Genomic DNA, 15,094 nt, shown 5'->3' on the forward strand with positions numbered 1-15,094 from the left:
ACGTGCCCGCGAAAGGAGAAAATTGTGAAGATCAGGAAACTCCTGGGCACCGTTGCGGTTGTCCTCGCTGTGACTGTCGGAGCCACTGGCTGCGGCAGCCGCGGCGGCGCGTCGGCTGAGCCCGCCGCCAGCGGTGCCGCCGGCGCCCTGGTGGGAATCTCAATGCCGACGCAGACGTCGGAGCGGTGGATCGCGGACGGCAAGAACGTCTCCGACTCCGTCGCCAAGCTTGGCTACAAGGCCGATCTGCAGTACGCCAACGATGATATCCCCACGCAGGTGGCGCAGATTGAGAACATGCTCACCAAGGGCGCCAAGGCCTTGATTGTGGCGGCCATTGACGGCACCACGCTGACCGACGTCCTTGCCAAGGCCAAGGAACAGAACGTCAAGGTCATCGCCTACGACCGGCTCATCAACGGCACGCCGAACGTCGATTTCTACACCACCTTCGACAACTACACCGTCGGCGTGCAGCAGGCCACATCGCTGCTGACCGGCCTGGGCCTGGTCGATGCGGCCGGCAAGAAGGTGGACGGCAAGGGGCCCTTCAACGTGGAACTCTTCGCCGGGAGCCCGGACGACAACAACGCCAACTTCTTCTGGTCAGGCGCCATGGACACCCTCAAGCCGTACATGGATGCCGGCACCCTGAAGGTGCCCAGCGGACAGACCAAGTTCGAGCAGGCAGCCATCCTGCGCTGGCAGGCCCCCGTGGCCCAGAAGCGCATGGAAGACATCCTCACCGCCGCCTACAGCTCCGGCACCAAGCTCAACGGCGTCCTCTCACCGTATGACGGCCTCTCCATCGGCATCATCTCCGCCCTGACCAGCACCGGCGGCTACGCCAAGGGAAGCCTGCCGATCGTTACCGGGCAGGACGCCGAAAAGGGTTCCGTCAAGTCCATCACCGCCGGTGAGCAGTACTCAACGATCTTCAAGGACACCCGCCAGCTGGGCGCCCAGGCCGTGAAGATGGTGGATGCCCTCCTGAAGGGCCAGGAGCCCGAGGTCAACGACACCAAGACCTACAACAATAAGGTCAAGGTTGTCCCGGCGTACCTGCTGAAGTCCGTCATCATCACCAAGGACAACTACCAGAAGGAACTCATCGACTCCGGCTACTACACGGCGGCCGACGTCAAGTAGCGATCTCGAAGGGCGGCGGCCCGCCGTCGGGTCCTGGCCGCCGCCCTTCCCGTAGACCCCTGCAGCCGCAGGCGGTCCCAGATACAACCAGTCAGTGAGAATTGGCGATGAACACACCCATTCTTCAAATGCGCGGAATCACGAAGACCTTCCCGGGCGTGAAAGCGCTCCAGGACGTCACCCTGCAGGTGAACCGCGGCGAGGTCCATGCCATCTGCGGCGAGAACGGTGCCGGAAAATCCACCCTGATGAAGGTGCTGTCCGGTGTCTACCCCCACAGCTCCTTCGACGGCGACATCCTGTTCGAAAACGAGCCCTGCAACTTCGCCAGCATCGGCGACAGCGAGAAGCGCGGAATCGTGATCATCCACCAGGAACTGGCACTGAGCCCCTACCTGTCGATCGCGGAGAACATCTACCTTGGCAACGAACAGGCCACGCGGGGCTGGGTGGACTGGCGCAAGACCAACCTGGAGGCCGCGAAGCTCCTGGCACGGGTGGGGCTGAGCGAAAACCCTGTCACTCCTGTGCAGCAGATCAGCGTGGGCAAGCAGCAGCTGGTGGAAATCGCCAAGGCGCTGTCCAAGCAGGTCAAGCTCCTTATCCTCGACGAACCGACGGCCGCCCTCAACGACGAGGACTCGGGCCACCTGCTGGACCTGATCCTGCATCTCAAAGGCCAGGGCGTCACATCCATCATCATCAGCCACAAGCTCAACGAGATCCGCAAGGTTGCGGACGCCGTCACCATCATCCGTGACGGCAAGACCATCGAAACGCTCCGCCTCGGCGACGGCGGGATCACGCAGGAACGCATCATCCGCGGAATGGTCGGCCGCGACCTTGAGAGTCTCTACCCGGACCGCACTCCCCGGATCGGTGAGGAAGTCCTGCGGATCGAGGACTGGTCCGTGCGGCACCCGCAGGACCACAGCAGGATGGTGGTCACCAACGCCAGCCTCAACGTCCGCAAGGGCGAGGTGGTAGGGCTGGCCGGGCTGATGGGTGCCGGCAGGACAGAGCTGGCCATGAGCGTGTTTGGCCGCAGTTACGGCACCGCAACGTCAGGCAAGGTCTTCAAGCACGGCGTGGAAATCAACACCGGCACTGTTTCCGCCGCCATCAAGCACGGGATCGCCTACGCCACCGAGGACCGCAAACGCTATGGGCTGAACCTCATTGAGGACATCAAGCGGAACGTGTCCATGGCCGCGCTTCCCAAGCTGGTCAAGCGGGGCTGGGTGGATAAGAACCAGGAAACCGTGGTGGCCAACCAATACCGCAAGAGCATGAACATCAAGGCCCCGTCCGTTGCGGCCATCACGGGCAAACTGTCCGGCGGCAACCAGCAGAAGGTGGTGCTGAGCAAGTGGATGTTCTCCGACCCGGACGTGCTGATCCTTGACGAGCCCACTCGCGGAATCGACGTCGGCGCCAAGTTTGAGATTTACACGATCATCGCGAAGCTGGCCGCTGAAGGTAAGGCAGTCATCGTGATTTCCTCCGAACTGCCCGAGCTGCTGGGCATCTGCGACCGGATCTACACCCTGTCCGCCGGGCACATCACCGGCGAGGTTCCCATCGCCGACGCATCGCAGGAAACCCTTATGCACTTCATGACCCAAGAGAAGGAATAGCGAACATGTCCGCCCTCCGAGAATCCCTGGGCTTTCTGACAAGCCGCCTCCGCCAGGTTGGCATCTTTGTTGCCCTGATCCTGATTGTCCTGCTGTTCCAAGTCCTGACTGACGGGATCCTGCTGGAGCCGCAGAACGTCACCAACCTGGTGGTCCAGAACAGCTACATCCTGATCCTGGCCATCGGTATGGTGATGGTCATCATCGCCGGACACATCGACCTTTCGGTCGGCTCCATTGCCGGTTTCATCGGCGCGGTGGCCGGTGTCATGATCGTGCACTGGGGCTGGGCCTGGTGGATTGCCATCCCTGCCTGCCTGCTGGTCGGTGCGTTGGTGGGCGCCTGGCAGGGCTACTGGATTGCGTACATTGGGATCCCCGCGTTCATCGTCACCCTCGCCGGGATGCTGATCTTCCGAGGCCTGACCCTGATCACCCTCAAGAACCAGCAGATCACCCCCTTCCCGGCCGAGCTGCGGGCTCTTGGCGGCGGCTTCCTGCCGGACATTTCCGGCGGCACCTCCGTCCTGGAATGGCTGACGGTCATTCTCGGCGTGGGCGCCACGGTGGCACTGGTGATCCAGGCAGTCAAAGAACGCAGGGTCCGGAAGAAGTTCGATCTTGAGAATGAACCGATGGCCTGGTTCGCCATAAAGACGGTGTTCATCGCCCTGCTCATGCTGATCATCACGTTCCTTCTCGCCAGCTACCGGGGCACCCCGATCGTCCTGATCGTTCTCGCTGTCCTGGTGATTGTTTACACGGCACTGATGAACAACAGCGTCTTTGGCCGCCACACCTACGCGATCGGTGGCAACCTCCATGCCGCAGAGCTGTCCGGCATCAAGACGAAAGCGGTCACCTTCCGGCTTTTCGTGAACATGGGTGTCCTCGCAGCACTGGCCGGCCTCGTGTTCACCGCCCGGCTCAACTCCGCACAACCGGCCGGCGGCACAGGCTTTGAACTGGACTCCATCGCCGCCGCGTTTATCGGTGGCGCGGCTGTCCAGGGCGGCGTCGGCACTGTGGCCGGCGCCATGATCGGCGGCCTGATCATGGGCGTCCTGAACAACGGTATGTCCATCCTCGGCCTCGGCACTGACTACCAGCAGCTCATCAAGGGCCTGGTGCTGCTGATCGCCGTCGGCTTCGACATTTTCAACAAGAACCGCAGCGGCAAGGGCGGCGGCGCGGCCTTCGGCAAGCGCCTGAAGGTCAAGCCGGACACCGGTGCCGCAGCGGACGCCGGCATACCCGCGGGTGAGGTTCCCGCTCCGGCGGCCGCCGCCAAGTAGCGGGCGGCAGTGCACAGCTTCACGTAGCGTGCCGCGGACGCGGCCGGCGGCTCAGTCAGCGTCGGCCGCGTCCCCGTGCACGTCGGCCAGGTTGTCCTCGGAGCGGTCCAGGTAGGCCAGCAGGAGGTCGGCCGCGCGGTCCGGTTCGCCGGCCTCCAGCGCCTCGCAGATCGCCTCGTTCTCGCGCAGGTAGTGGTGGTAGAACTGCCCGTCCATGGTGGCCTTATGGAAAAACAGCCGCATCTCGGCCAGCACCTGCGCCATCATGCTGTTCAGCCGCCTGCTTCCCGCCAGCGCCACAATGGCGCCGTGGAAATGCTGGTTGGCGCTGCCCAGGGCTTCCTCGTCGCCGGCGGCCGCGGCCCGCTTGCCCTCCTCGACGGCGGCGCGCACGGCGGCCACGCCCTCCGCTGATCCCCCGCCGCGCAGGGCGCTGACTTCAATGGCTCGCCGGACCGTGTAGACGTCGTGGATGTCGCCCACGCCGAGGCTCGCCACAAACACGCCGCGGTTGGGCTGCCGGACCACGAGCCGCTCGCTGGCCAGTTCGGCGAAGGCCTCGCGCACCGTGTTCCGGGAGACGCCCAGGTCCTCGGCGATGGTGGATTCGGTGAGGCGTGCGCCGGGAAGCAGGGCTCCCTCGGCCAACTGGCTGCGAAGTTCATCCGCCACCCGCTCCGCGACGGAGGGAACGGCCACGCGGAGGCGGCCTGCGGTGGATCTGACGGCGGAGCTTGGAGTGGCCATACCTGAAAATTTACATGATCGTCACATCGTTGAATCGAAGGATTGTTGAACAATCGCTAAATTTAGTGCATCCTAGTTAGACCACTCAATGAGACGGGGATCACACATGACAACCATCGACCTGAACAGCGACGTCGGCGAGTCCTTCGGACGCTGGACCCTGGGTGATGACGCCGCGATGTTTGCCTCTGTTTCCAGTGCGAACGTGGCCTGCGGCTTCCACGCCGGCGATCCCGGCGTTATCCGCCGGACCTGCCGTGACGCCGCTGCCGCCGGCGTCGTCATCGGCGCCCATGTCAGCTACCGGGACCTCGCCGGTTTCGGCCGCCGCTTCCTGGACATCAGCCCCGGCGAACTGGCCGACGACGTCGTCTACCAGATCGGGGCACTGCAGGCTCTCGCAGCAGTTGAGGGAGCGCGGGTCCGGTATGTGAAGCCGCACGGCGGCCTCTACAACGCCATTGTCACCCACAGCGCCCAGGCGCAGGCTGTCGTCGATGCCGTGAAATCGGTGGACCCCGGCCTGCCGATCATGGGCCTGCCCGGTTCTGAAGTCCTGCGGCTGGCAGAGAAGGCCGGACTGCGGGCGGTAACCGAAGCCTTCGCTGACCGGGCCTACAACCCGGACGGAACGCTCGTCTCCCGCTCGGCCCCGGGCGCGGTGCTTCACGACACGGCCGAAGTGGCGGAGCATGTATTAAGGATGGCAACCGAGGGATCGGTCAGGACCATCGACGGTTCCATCCTGAAGCTCCGCGCGGAAAGCATCTGCGTGCATGGTGACTCACCCGGGGCCGTAGCCATGGCCTCGGCCGTGAAGTCCGCACTCGGCGACGCCGGCATCGGCATCAGCCCGTTCGCCTAACCCGAAACGTCCAGCCTGAACCGCACAGCCTGAACCACACAGCCTGGCAGTCACCGCATCAACCAAGCCACCCTCACCCCCGGAGGAACCCCATGACCAGCACCAACAAGGCAGCGAAGCCCGCGTCCAGGAAACCGCCGCGCGGCGCCCTCAAGGCGTACGTCGCCAGCCTCACCGGCACCTCGCTCGAGTACTACGATTTCGCCATCTACTCGGTCGCATCCGCCCTCGTGTTCCCCAAGATCTTCTTTCCCTCCAACGACGAATTCGTGGGGCTCCTGCTGTCCTTCTCCGCCTTCGCAGTGGGCTACCTGGCCCGCCCGATCGGCGGCGTCATCTTCGGCCGCCTCGGCGACAAAGTGGGCCGCAAGTACGTCCTGGTCTTCACCCTGGTGCTGATCGGCCTCGCCACCGTCCTGATCGGTGCGCTGCCTGACTACTCCGTCATCGGCGTCGCGGCCCCCGTCATCCTGGTTCTGCTGCGCCTTGCCCAGGGCATCGGCGTCGGCGGCGAATGGGGCGGCGCGGTACTGCTGTCCAGCGAATTCGGCGACCCCAACAAGCGCGGCTTCTGGTCCTCCGCGGCCCAGATCGGGCCGCCCGCCGGCAACCTGATGGCCAATGGTGTCCTGGCCGTCCTGGCGGCATCGCTCAGCAATGAGGCCTTCCTGTCCTGGGGCTGGCGCGTGGCCTTCCTCGCCTCGGCAATCCTGGTGGGCTTTGGCCTGCTGATCCGTCTCCGGCTCGAGGAAACCCCGGTCTTCAAGGCCATCCAGGCACACGGTGAGCGCCCCAAGGCGCCCATCAAGGAGGTCTTCACCACCGAACCCAAGGCCCTGATCTCCGCCGCACTTTCCCGCCTCTGCCCGGACGTCCTCTATGCCCTGTTCACCGTGTTCGTGGCCGTCTACGCCACCAAGGAACTGGGCATGACCACCGGCAACGTGCTGGCCGCCATCCTTATCGGTTCCGCGTTCCAGCTCTTCCTGATCCCGGCCGCCGGCGCCCTCACCGACCGCTTCAACCGCCGCTGGGTCTACGGCATTGCCGCCGCGGCAACGGCAGTCTACATTCCGCTGTTCTTCCTGATGATCGCGGGCAGGTCCGTGCTGATGCTGACCCTGGGTGTGGTGATCGGCCTGGCCCTTCACGCCTTTATGTACGGCCCGCAGGCAGCCTTCATCACCGAACAGTTCCCGGCCCGTCTGCGCTACGCCGGCAGTTCATTGGCCTACACCCTGGCCGGCGTGATCGGCGGCGCCGTGGCTCCGCTGATCTTCACCGCCCTCTACGGCGCGGCCAACGGCGGCTGGTACCTGATCGCCGGCTACATCGCGCTCACCGCCGTCGTCACCATCGTGGGGATGCGCCTCGGCCGTGACCCGCAGCCGGAAGCGGACCTCCGCCTGCTCCACACTGACAACGCCCACGGCAGCCACGCCTGAGCGGCGCGGCCGGATTCCCATGGAAACAGTCAGCAACCCCGCCACGGCAGCCCGCGTGCTCGCCGCCCGCGTTTTGTCCGTAAGGACGGTAGGTACGACGGCGGTGCTCGCCGAACTCTCCGGGCTCCACGATGTGCTGGCCCTGCAGGCCCTCCTGCTGGAGCAGCCGCTGCCGGGCCAGGTGGACGTCCTGGCCGCCGCTGAAACGGTGATGGTCAGGGCGGACTCACCGGCCGCTGCGCGCCGGATGGCTTCGCTGCTGCTGGAGCTGGACCTGACGGCCCAGTCCCATGCGGAGGGAAAGCTGGTCACCATCGATACCGTGTACGACGGCGAGGACCTCGCCGAAGTCGGCCGCCTCACCGGCCTGGGCGCGGAGGGAGTGGTGGCCGCCCACACCGGGCAGGTCTGGACCGTTGCCTTCGGCGGCTTCGCCCCCGGGTTCGGCTACATGGTGGGGGAGAACCAGTCACTGGAAGTCCCGCGCCGCAGCTCCCCCCGGACGGAAGTGCCCGCCGGTGCCGTGGCCCTGGCCGGCAACTATTCCGCCGTCTACCCGCGGAAATCCCCGGGCGGCTGGCAGCTGATCGGCCGCACCGCGGCACGGATGTGGGACCTCGGCCGCGAGCAGCCGGCGCTGGCCGCGCCGGGTGACCGGGTGCAGTTCCGGGCCGTCCGGGAACTCGTGGAAGTTCCGGATCCTGAGGCTCCGTCTGGCTCGGAAGGGCCCGCGGTTACCGATCCTTCGCTTCAGTCCGGCCTCCGGATCCTGTCCCCGGGCCTGCAGAGCCTGATCGAGGACCTGGGCCGCCCCGGCCACGCCGGTCTGGGCGTATCCGCCGCCGGCGCGCTGGACCGGTCCTCCCTGCGCCGCGCGAACCGGATGGTGGGCAACCAGCCCCATGCCGCCGTCGTCGAAACCGTTGCCGGCGGGCTGCGCGTGCAGGCTGCGGGGGACCAGGTGCTGGCCGTCACCGGCGCACCATCGGCACTGACTGTTCTGACGCCGTCGAACGTTTCCGATGCGAACGGCACTGACAACCAGCCCGCGGAACAGGTGCGCGAGGTGCCCATGGCCACCGCTTTCGCCCTGCTGGACGGCGAAATCCTCACAGTGGGGCCGCCGGAGCGCGGCTTCCGCAGCTACCTCGCCATCCGCGGCGGTGTGGTTGCCGAGGCGGTGCTCGGCAGCCGGTCCACGGACACCATGTCCGGGATTGGTCCCGCACCGCTGGCCGCCGGGCAGCTGCTGGCAGCCGGTGCCGCCACGTCCTCCAACGTGGTGGGCAATCCCGAACTGCAGCCCGACTTTCCGGACGCCGGCGTGACGGTGCTGGACCTCGTCCCCGGACCCCGGGACGACTGGTTCGACACCGCCGCGCTCGAATCACTCTGCGCCCAGGACTGGGAAGTGACGCCCCGCTCCAACCGGGTGGGCATGCGCCTGAACGGTGAGCCGCTGCGCCGGAGCCGGGAGGGGGAGCTGGCCAGTGAAGGAACCGTGGCCGGCGCCGTCCAGATTCCGCCCGAAGGCCAGCCCGTGCTGTTCCTGGCCGACCACCCCATCACCGGCGGCTACCCCGTGATCGGTGTGGTGGTGGACCACCAGCTGGATCTCGCCGCGCAGATTCCCATCGGGGGCCGGATCCGGTTCCGCTGGGCTCCCGGCCACGGACCGGCCGCCGATGCCTCCTCCGAACGGGCCAACGCTTCGCAGACAACAGATTCCCCCTCAACAGATTCCCCAGACAAAGTGAGCAACTGATGCGTAAGGTCCTGATCGCCAACCGCGGAGAAATCGCCGTCCGCATTGCCCGTGCCTGCGAGGACGCCGGGCTCGAATCCGTGGCCGTCTACGCGGACGTGGACGCCGACGCCATGCACGTCTCCGCCGCCACGGAGGCCTACAGCCTGGGCGGCAACGCGCCGTCGGACACCTATCTGAGCATCCCCAACCTCCTGCGCGTGGCGGCGAAGTCCGGCGCGGACGCCGTGCACCCCGGCTACGGCTTCCTGTCCGAGAACGCGGATTTCGCCCAAGCGGTCCTGGACGCCGGCCTGACCTGGATCGGCCCCGGCCCGGAGGCCATCCGGCAGCTGGGCAACAAGATCACGGCCCGCGAGATCGCCGTCCGCGCCGGCGCCCCGCTGGTTGCCGGCAGCGACGGTCCGGTGGCCTCCGCCGCGGAAGCGCGGGCCTTCGCCGAAGAACACGGCCTGCCCGTCGCCATCAAAGCAGCCTTCGGCGGCGGCGGCCGCGGGCTGAAAGTAGTCCGCGAAATGGACCAGATCGAGGAGTCCTTCGACTCCGCGGTCCGGGAAGCCGTGGTGGCTTTCGGCCGCGGCGAATGCTTCGTGGAGCGTTACCTGGACCGGCCGCGGCACGTGGAAGCACAGGTGCTGGCGGACCAGCACGGCAACGTGATGGTGGTGGGTACGCGCGACTGCTCGCTGCAGCGCCGGCACCAGAAGCTGGTGGAGGAGGCGCCCGCGCCGTTCCTATCCGGGGAACAGACCCGGCAAATTTACGACGCCGCCAAGGCAGTGTGCCGCGAAGCCGGCTACACGGGGGCCGGGACGGTCGAATTCCTGGTGGCCGCCGATGGCACCGTCGCGTTCCTTGAGGTGAACACCCGGCTGCAGGTGGAACACCCCATCACCGAGGAGACCACCGGCGTGGACCTGGTGCAGGAGCAGGTCCGGATCGCTGCGGGCGAGCCCCTTCGCCTCACCACTGATCCGGAACCGCGCGGCCATTCATTCGAATTCCGGCTCAACGCAGAGGATGTGGGCCGCGGCTTCCTGCCCTCGCCCGGAACCATCGCCACGTTCAGCGGCCCCACCGGTCCCGGCATCCGGCTGGATTCCGGCGTCCGGTCCGGATCCATCGTGGCGCCGCAGTTCGATTCGCTGCTGGCCAAGCTGATCGTCACCGGCGCGGACAGGCCGCAGGCGCTCCGCCGGGCCCGCCGGGCCCTCGCAGAAATGGAAATCACCGGCGTGGCCACCGTCCTGCCCTTTCACCGCGCCGTGGTGGCGGCGCCGGACTTCACGTCGGAAACCGCTTTGGGGATCCACACGCGCTGGATCGAGACGGACTTCGCGGACTCCATCGCGGCGGATCCGGAGTTCGGCACGTCCGTCCCGGACGGTGCGCGGCGCACCATCACCGTTGACGTCGATGGCCGGCGCCTCGCCGTCGGGCTTCCCGCCGCCCTGTTGGACGGCTGGGCGCGGTCCGGTGCGCGCGTTCCGGCCGGGGTTTCCATGGAAGACGAGCACGACGGCGGCGCCGAGGCGGGTGCCGCCCAGCCCGGCGAGCTGCGGGCGGGCATGGCCGGAACGGTCGTGAAGTGGCTGGTGGAGCCGGGCGCCGAAGTGGCTGCCGGGGATCCGGTGGTGGTGCTGGAGGCCATGAAAATGGAGACCCAGGTTGCCGCGCACAGGGACGGGACCCTGACGGACGTGCGGGCTCTAGCCGGCGGAGTTGTCGGCGCGGGGGCCGTGTTGGCGCTGATCGAATAGACAGGTTCCCGCGCTCATCGGAAATTCCCGCGCCAAGCGGAGAAAGGAAAGTCCGGCCGGGAGAAATTCCGGCCGGACTCCTGCTGATGCTGTGAAAAGTCTTAGTCGGTGTGGTTGGACAATGCCACCAGGACACCGGCAAGGGCAAAGTACTTGTTGCTGCCGAGGTCCTTGACGGTCTTGATGCCCATTCCGGCGAGGAGTTCGTCGTGCTTCTCCGTCAGGCCGGCCAGCGCCGACGGCGGGGCATCAAGGATTTCCTTCAGGCTCTTGCCCTCGTAGTCCTTGTCGAGTTTCTTGCCCAGTTCAATTGATACGGCCATGATCATCCTTTGCTCGAACGAACCTTGAAGTCGGCAATCCAGGCGCGGAATGCTCCGGATTGCCATGCCGCCCACAGTGCCCCGGCGCCATAGTGGCTACGCTATCCCAGCTGTGGGCGCGCGGGGAGTTTTTGGGACTGGTTTTTTGTGGCCGGAATGGGGGCAGAATGCTTCCGCTGAGTGGGAGCTTAGGTTGCCACCGGCGCCGTGACGGAACAAGGTTGCAGCATGACCAAGTTGCAGGCAACGGCCAACCACTTTGGAACGGATGTCACGGCAGGAATCGAGGCGGAGCCCGATGGTGTCATCACCCTGGCTCCTCATCTTGCTGCCCTGTGGGAGCTGGCGGCGCCATTTCTTGACGTGCGGAACAATGACGCCCACACGCTGTACGCCTTCGGCCTGGCCAGCGCACTGCTGGACGCGCACCCCGAAGCGGATGCCGCCGTCGTGCTTCCCGCGATCATGCTGCACGACATCGGCTGGTCCCAGGTGCCGCCGTCGGAGGTCCTGGCGGCGATCGCGCCGGGAGGCGGCAGGCCGGACCTCGTGCTGCTGCATGAGAAAGAGGGCGCCAGGCTCGGGGCGGAGCTTCTCGGGAAGTCCGGCTACGATGCCGCGAAAATCCCGGCGATTCTGGACATCATTGACGGCCACGACTCCCGCCGTGAAGCACTCTCCATCGAGGACGCCATCGTCAAGGACGCCGACAAAACGTGGCGGCTCAGTCCACACGGCATCGACACGGTGATGGACTGGTTCGGCCTGGACCGGGGGCAGGCGCTCCGGCTGTGCAGCCAACGCGTGCACGGCCACCTGTTCACGGACGAGGCGAAAGCCATGGCACGGGCGCTGTCGGCGCTGGAATCGGTCACCGCGTGGCCGCAGCGCCAACAACTGCTCAAGGCCGGACCGAACGCCGGACAGAACGCCGGCACGAACTCCGGCGGGGACGACGGCCCCGCCTCCATCTAGACTCGAATCCGGACACTGGCAGGCGCGTCCGGAAACGAGGAGGTCCCCATGGCCGGCGGCAGCCGCGAGCCCGGACGCACAGTGACGTCCAAGGTGCTGGCCATACTGGAGGCCTTTGAGACCTCCCGCGGCGCCCTGAGCCTGACCGATATCGCGGAGAAATCCGGGTTGCCGCTCAGCACGACGCACCGGCTGGTCAATGAACTGACGGACTGGGGCTTCCTCTCACGGGAGCCAAACGGACGCTACCAGCTCGGCATCCGGCTGTGGGAACTCGCCCAGAACACCGGACGCCAGTTGCGTGACGCCGCCCAGCCCTACGTGCAGGACCTGTTTTCCCTCACGGGCGAGACCGCACACCTGGCGGTACGGGCCGGCCATGAAGTCCTCTACATTGACCGCGTTTACGGCTCGAAACGCGTGCCCCGGGCCTCCCGCGTGGGAGGCCGTCTCCCGATGCACGCGACCGCCGTCGGGAAGGTCATTCTGGCATTCGAGGACGACTGGGTCCGCGACGCCTATCTGAACCGGGACCTCGAACGGCCTACCGCGCACACGCATATCGACCCGCGGCGGTTCGCCGAAGAGCTCACCCAGATCCGGGCGCAGGGTTACGCCACCACCCTGGAGGAAGTGCGGCTGGGCTCATGCTCCATCGCCGTCCCCGTGTTCCATACGGGCCGGATCGGTGCCGGTCTCGGCCTGGTGCTGCCCAGCTCGCACGCGTCCACCATGACCCGGCATCTTCCGGTCCTGAAGGGGATCTCCGCTCAGATTGAGCGGGCCACCGCACGGATTCCGCTGGAGACGCTGATCGGCGTGCACCGCGGCCCGCGGACCTGAACCGCTTGCAGGCGGTGCCAGTTAACCCAGGCAGCCCCAGGATGTGGTCCCGGGGCTGCCTGTATTAAGCGGTGAAACTTCGTCGATTACGAGAGCGTCGACGTATCAATCACGAAGCGGTAGCGGACGTCCGAAGCGAGGACTCGTTCGTACGCTTCGTTGATCTTGCCGGCCGGGATGACCTCGATCTCGGCGCCCAGGTGGTGCTCGGCGCAGAAGTCGAGCATTTCCTGGGTCTCGCGGATGCCGCCGATCATGGAACCGGCGAAGGAGCGGCGGCCGCCGATGAGGGCAAATGCGTTCACGGGAAGCGGCTCGGCCGGGGCGCCGACGTTCACCATGGCACCGTCGAGGGACAGCAGCTGCAGGTAGGAGCTGATGTCGATCGAGGCGCTGACCGTGTTGATGATCAGGTCGAAGCTGCCCGCCAGGTCCGTGAAAGTGGCCTCGTCGCTGGTGGCGTAGTAGTGGTCCGCTCCCAGCTTCAGTCCGTCCTCCTGCTTTTTCAGCGACTGCGACAGGACACTGACCTCAGCGCCCATGGCGTGCGCGAGCTTGACGGCCATGTGGCCGAGCCCGCCGAGGCCGACGACGGCGACCTTCTTGCCGGGACCGGCACCCCAGTGCCGCAAGGGGGAGTACGTGGTGACGCCCGCGCACAAAAGGGGAGCGGCGACGTCGAGCTCTATGCCTTCGGGGATGCTGACCACGAAGTTTTCGGTGACGACGACGTGGGTGGAGTAGCCGCCCTGGGTGATGGTGCCGTCGCGGTCCACGGCGCCGTAGGTGCCGGTGTTTCCGGCGAGGCAGTACTGCTCCTCGCCCTTCTTGCAGTTGACGCATTCGCCGCAGGAATTGACCATGCAGCCGACGCCGACGCGGTCGCCGACGGAGTGCTTGGTGACGGCGGTGCCGACCTCGGTGACGATGCCGGCAATCTCGTGGCCGGGAACCAGCGGGTACTGCTGGGGTCCCCACTCACCGCGGACGGTGTGGATGTCCGAGTGGCAGATGCCGGCAAATTTGATCTCGATCAGAACATCGTGCGGGCCGACGTCGCGGCGTTCGATGGTGGTGGGGACGAGATCTCCGTCAGCGGACGGGGCAGCGTAGGCATGAGCGATAAGCAATATTTCTCCTATTGAGAGGGGCAGACAGCTTTCGGATGGAGCTGCTGGAGTTCGTGGCCGCGGGCGGGTGGCGCCGAGCGGGCACTCTTCCATCAAAGCGCATCCGGCAGTTCTGAGGGAGGCCCTGCCTTGAGGGGTACTGGCAGGGCCCCCCTCGGTGAACCCGTACCTGGCGCCTTACAGGTTCCGGGCTGGCATCTTTGCGGTCTGCACGATGTTTTCCGTGGCGGCCCAGGAGGCGAGGAGTTTGAGGGCTTCCTCCGAGGGGCTGCCGGGCACGGCGGGGTAGACCGTCAGGGTGTGGCCGGGGTCCTCGTCCAGTTCCAGGACCTGGTAGTCCAGTTCCAGGAGCCCCACCACCGGGTGCTGAAACAACTTGGTGCCGGAGTAGTGGCGTCTGACATTGTGCGCTGCCCAGCGGGTGCGGAAGTCGTCGCTGCGCATGGAGAGTTCGCCCACGAGTTCGGCGATTCCCTTGTCATGCGGATTGCGGCCTGCTTCGCGGCGGAGGATGGCCACATTGGCGCTGGCGGCGCTGTTCCAGTCGGTATAGAAGTTGTGCGACCGCGGGTCCAGGAAGATGAACCGCGAGTGGTTCCCCGGCCGCGTCGCACCGCGGTACATGTCAGCGTAGAGGGCGTAGCACAGGGTGTTGGCGGCCACGATGTCCAGCCGGTTGTTGCCGATGAACGCGGGTGCGCCGGTGATGGCATCCAGCAGGTGCTGCAGCACGGGACGGACCCCGCGGCCTGTGGTGTTTGCCGGGCTGCGCTTGCGGCCGGAGGTCGCGGCCGCGCGTGCCAGGTCGTAGAGGTGATCATGCTCGGCGCGGTCCAGTTCCAGCGCGCCGGCGATCGAGTCGAGGACGCTGTCCGAGACGCCCGCGAGGTTCCCCCGTTCGAGGCGGGTGTAGTACTCCACGCTGACGCCCGCGAGGCGTGCGACTTCTTCGCGCCGCAGTCCGGGGACGCGGCGCCGGCCGCCGTAGGGTTCCAGGCCTGCCTGTTCCGGGGTGATGCGGGCACGGCGCGAGGACAGGAACTGCCGTACCTCTGCTCGGTTATCCATGGGACTTCGTTACGGGGAACCCTGATCGGCGTGGGAGGTTCTGCTGGTGCCTTGTTGCGGGCTTCCGTGGTCCGGGGCCCGCAACGGCGAAA

13 protein-coding genes are annotated in these 15,094 nt (G+C 66.5%); 9 read left to right on the plus strand and 4 right to left on the minus strand.

All coding sequences use genetic code 11. The annotated features are described in order from the left end of the window. Positions 1-24 precede the first annotated feature (24 nt). The 3 genes from chvE to mmsB all read left to right on the plus strand — a co-directional run bounded on the left by chvE (position 25) and on the right by mmsB (position 4,081). On the plus strand, positions 25-1,149 hold the full coding sequence (gene chvE, locus SBP01_RS00670; protein WP_320537135.1) for a multiple monosaccharide ABC transporter substrate-binding protein: 1,125 nt from the start codon (positions 25-27) through the stop codon (positions 1,147-1,149). 107 nt (positions 1,150-1,256) lie between these two features. Continuing rightward, complete coding sequence (mmsA, locus tag SBP01_RS00675; protein WP_320537136.1) at positions 1,257-2,786, plus strand: multiple monosaccharide ABC transporter ATP-binding protein; 1,530 nt, start codon at positions 1,257-1,259, stop codon at positions 2,784-2,786. Positions 2,787-2,791: 5 nt separating this feature from the next. After that, complete coding sequence (mmsB, locus tag SBP01_RS00680; RefSeq protein WP_320537137.1) at positions 2,792-4,081, plus strand: multiple monosaccharide ABC transporter permease; 1,290 nt, start codon at positions 2,792-2,794, stop codon at positions 4,079-4,081. Positions 4,082-4,132: 51 nt separating this feature from the next. Here the strand turns inward: mmsB and SBP01_RS00685 are convergent, their stop codons facing one another. Beyond that, complete coding sequence (locus SBP01_RS00685) at positions 4,133-4,828, minus strand: GntR family transcriptional regulator (protein ID WP_320537138.1); 696 nt, start codon at positions 4,826-4,828, stop codon at positions 4,133-4,135. Between the two features lie 106 nt (positions 4,829-4,934). Between SBP01_RS00685 and SBP01_RS00690 the strand changes: the two genes are divergently transcribed. The 4 genes from SBP01_RS00690 to SBP01_RS00705 all read left to right on the plus strand — a co-directional run bounded on the left by SBP01_RS00690 (position 4,935) and on the right by SBP01_RS00705 (position 10,663). After that, positions 4,935-5,693 (plus strand): 5-oxoprolinase subunit PxpA, encoded by a 759-nt coding sequence (locus tag SBP01_RS00690; RefSeq protein ID WP_320537139.1) that lies wholly within the window; start codon positions 4,935-4,937, stop codon positions 5,691-5,693. A gap of 92 nt (positions 5,694-5,785) precedes the next feature. Then, positions 5,786-7,138, plus strand: coding sequence for an MFS transporter (locus tag SBP01_RS00695; protein WP_275215900.1), 1,353 nt, complete (start codon positions 5,786-5,788; stop codon positions 7,136-7,138). A gap of 19 nt (positions 7,139-7,157) precedes the next feature. Then, positions 7,158-8,903, plus strand: a complete 1,746-nt coding sequence (locus SBP01_RS00700; protein ID WP_320537140.1) for a 5-oxoprolinase/urea amidolyase family protein — start codon at positions 7,158-7,160, stop codon at positions 8,901-8,903. Beyond that, entirely contained in the window at positions 8,903-10,663 is a 1,761-nt protein-coding gene (locus SBP01_RS00705; RefSeq protein WP_320537141.1) for an acetyl/propionyl/methylcrotonyl-CoA carboxylase subunit alpha, read from the plus strand. The genes SBP01_RS00700 and SBP01_RS00705 overlap by 1 nt, the downstream gene beginning before the upstream one ends. A gap of 101 nt (positions 10,664-10,764) precedes the next feature. Here SBP01_RS00705 and SBP01_RS00710 read toward each other — a convergent pair whose 3' ends face one another. Next, positions 10,765-10,986, minus strand: coding sequence for a hypothetical protein (locus SBP01_RS00710; RefSeq protein WP_275215903.1), 222 nt, complete (start codon positions 10,984-10,986; stop codon positions 10,765-10,767). Between the two features lie 228 nt (positions 10,987-11,214). Here SBP01_RS00710 and SBP01_RS00715 point away from each other — a divergent pair, with 228 nt between their 5' ends. Further along, a complete protein-coding gene (locus SBP01_RS00715; RefSeq protein ID WP_320537142.1) occupies positions 11,215-11,961 on the plus strand; it encodes an HD domain-containing protein in 747 nt (248 codons plus the stop codon). A 48-nt stretch (positions 11,962-12,009) separates the two neighbouring features. After that, entirely contained in the window at positions 12,010-12,804 is a 795-nt protein-coding gene (locus SBP01_RS00720) for an IclR family transcriptional regulator (RefSeq protein ID WP_320537143.1), read from the plus strand. An 86-nt stretch (positions 12,805-12,890) separates the two neighbouring features. Here the strand turns inward: SBP01_RS00720 and SBP01_RS00725 are convergent, their stop codons facing one another. Next, complete coding sequence (locus SBP01_RS00725) at positions 12,891-13,934, minus strand: NAD(P)-dependent alcohol dehydrogenase (RefSeq protein ID WP_275215906.1); 1,044 nt, start codon at positions 13,932-13,934, stop codon at positions 12,891-12,893. Positions 13,935-14,111: 177 nt separating this feature from the next. Then, on the minus strand, positions 14,112-15,002 hold the full coding sequence (locus SBP01_RS00730) for a helix-turn-helix transcriptional regulator (RefSeq protein ID WP_320537144.1): 891 nt from the start codon (positions 15,000-15,002) through the stop codon (positions 14,112-14,114). Positions 15,003-15,094: the final 92 nt, after the last annotated feature.

It is taken from the genome of Pseudarthrobacter sp. IC2-21 (assembly GCF_034048115.1).
GTDB lineage: Bacteria > Actinomycetota > Actinomycetes > Actinomycetales > Micrococcaceae > Arthrobacter > Arthrobacter naphthalenicus.

What these genes read in the sequence shown, in the direction of transcription:
- mmsA (WP_320537136.1), top strand. Translation starts at nt 1,257, where the DNA reads ATGAACACACCCATTCTTCAAATGCGCGGAATCACGAAGACCTTCCCG.
- mmsB (WP_320537137.1), top strand. Translation starts at nt 2,792, where the DNA reads ATGTCCGCCCTCCGAGAATCCCTGGGCTTTCTGACAAGCCGCCTCCGC.
- SBP01_RS00685 (WP_320537138.1), bottom strand. Translation starts at nt 4,828, where the DNA reads ATGGCCACTCCAAGCTCCGCCGTCAGATCCACCGCAGGCCGCCTCCGC.
- SBP01_RS00690 (WP_320537139.1), top strand. Translation starts at nt 4,935, where the DNA reads ATGACAACCATCGACCTGAACAGCGACGTCGGCGAGTCCTTCGGACGC.
- SBP01_RS00695 (WP_275215900.1), top strand. Translation starts at nt 5,786, where the DNA reads ATGACCAGCACCAACAAGGCAGCGAAGCCCGCGTCCAGGAAACCGCCG.
- SBP01_RS00700 (WP_320537140.1), top strand. Translation starts at nt 7,158, where the DNA reads ATGGAAACAGTCAGCAACCCCGCCACGGCAGCCCGCGTGCTCGCCGCC.
- SBP01_RS00705 (WP_320537141.1), top strand. Translation starts at nt 8,903, where the DNA reads ATGCGTAAGGTCCTGATCGCCAACCGCGGAGAAATCGCCGTCCGCATT.
- SBP01_RS00710 (WP_275215903.1), bottom strand. Translation starts at nt 10,986, where the DNA reads ATGGCCGTATCAATTGAACTGGGCAAGAAACTCGACAAGGACTACGAG.
- SBP01_RS00715 (WP_320537142.1), top strand. Translation starts at nt 11,215, where the DNA reads ATGACCAAGTTGCAGGCAACGGCCAACCACTTTGGAACGGATGTCACG.
- SBP01_RS00720 (WP_320537143.1), top strand. Translation starts at nt 12,010, where the DNA reads ATGGCCGGCGGCAGCCGCGAGCCCGGACGCACAGTGACGTCCAAGGTG.
- SBP01_RS00730 (WP_320537144.1), bottom strand. Translation starts at nt 15,002, where the DNA reads ATGGATAACCGAGCAGAGGTACGGCAGTTCCTGTCCTCGCGCCGTGCC.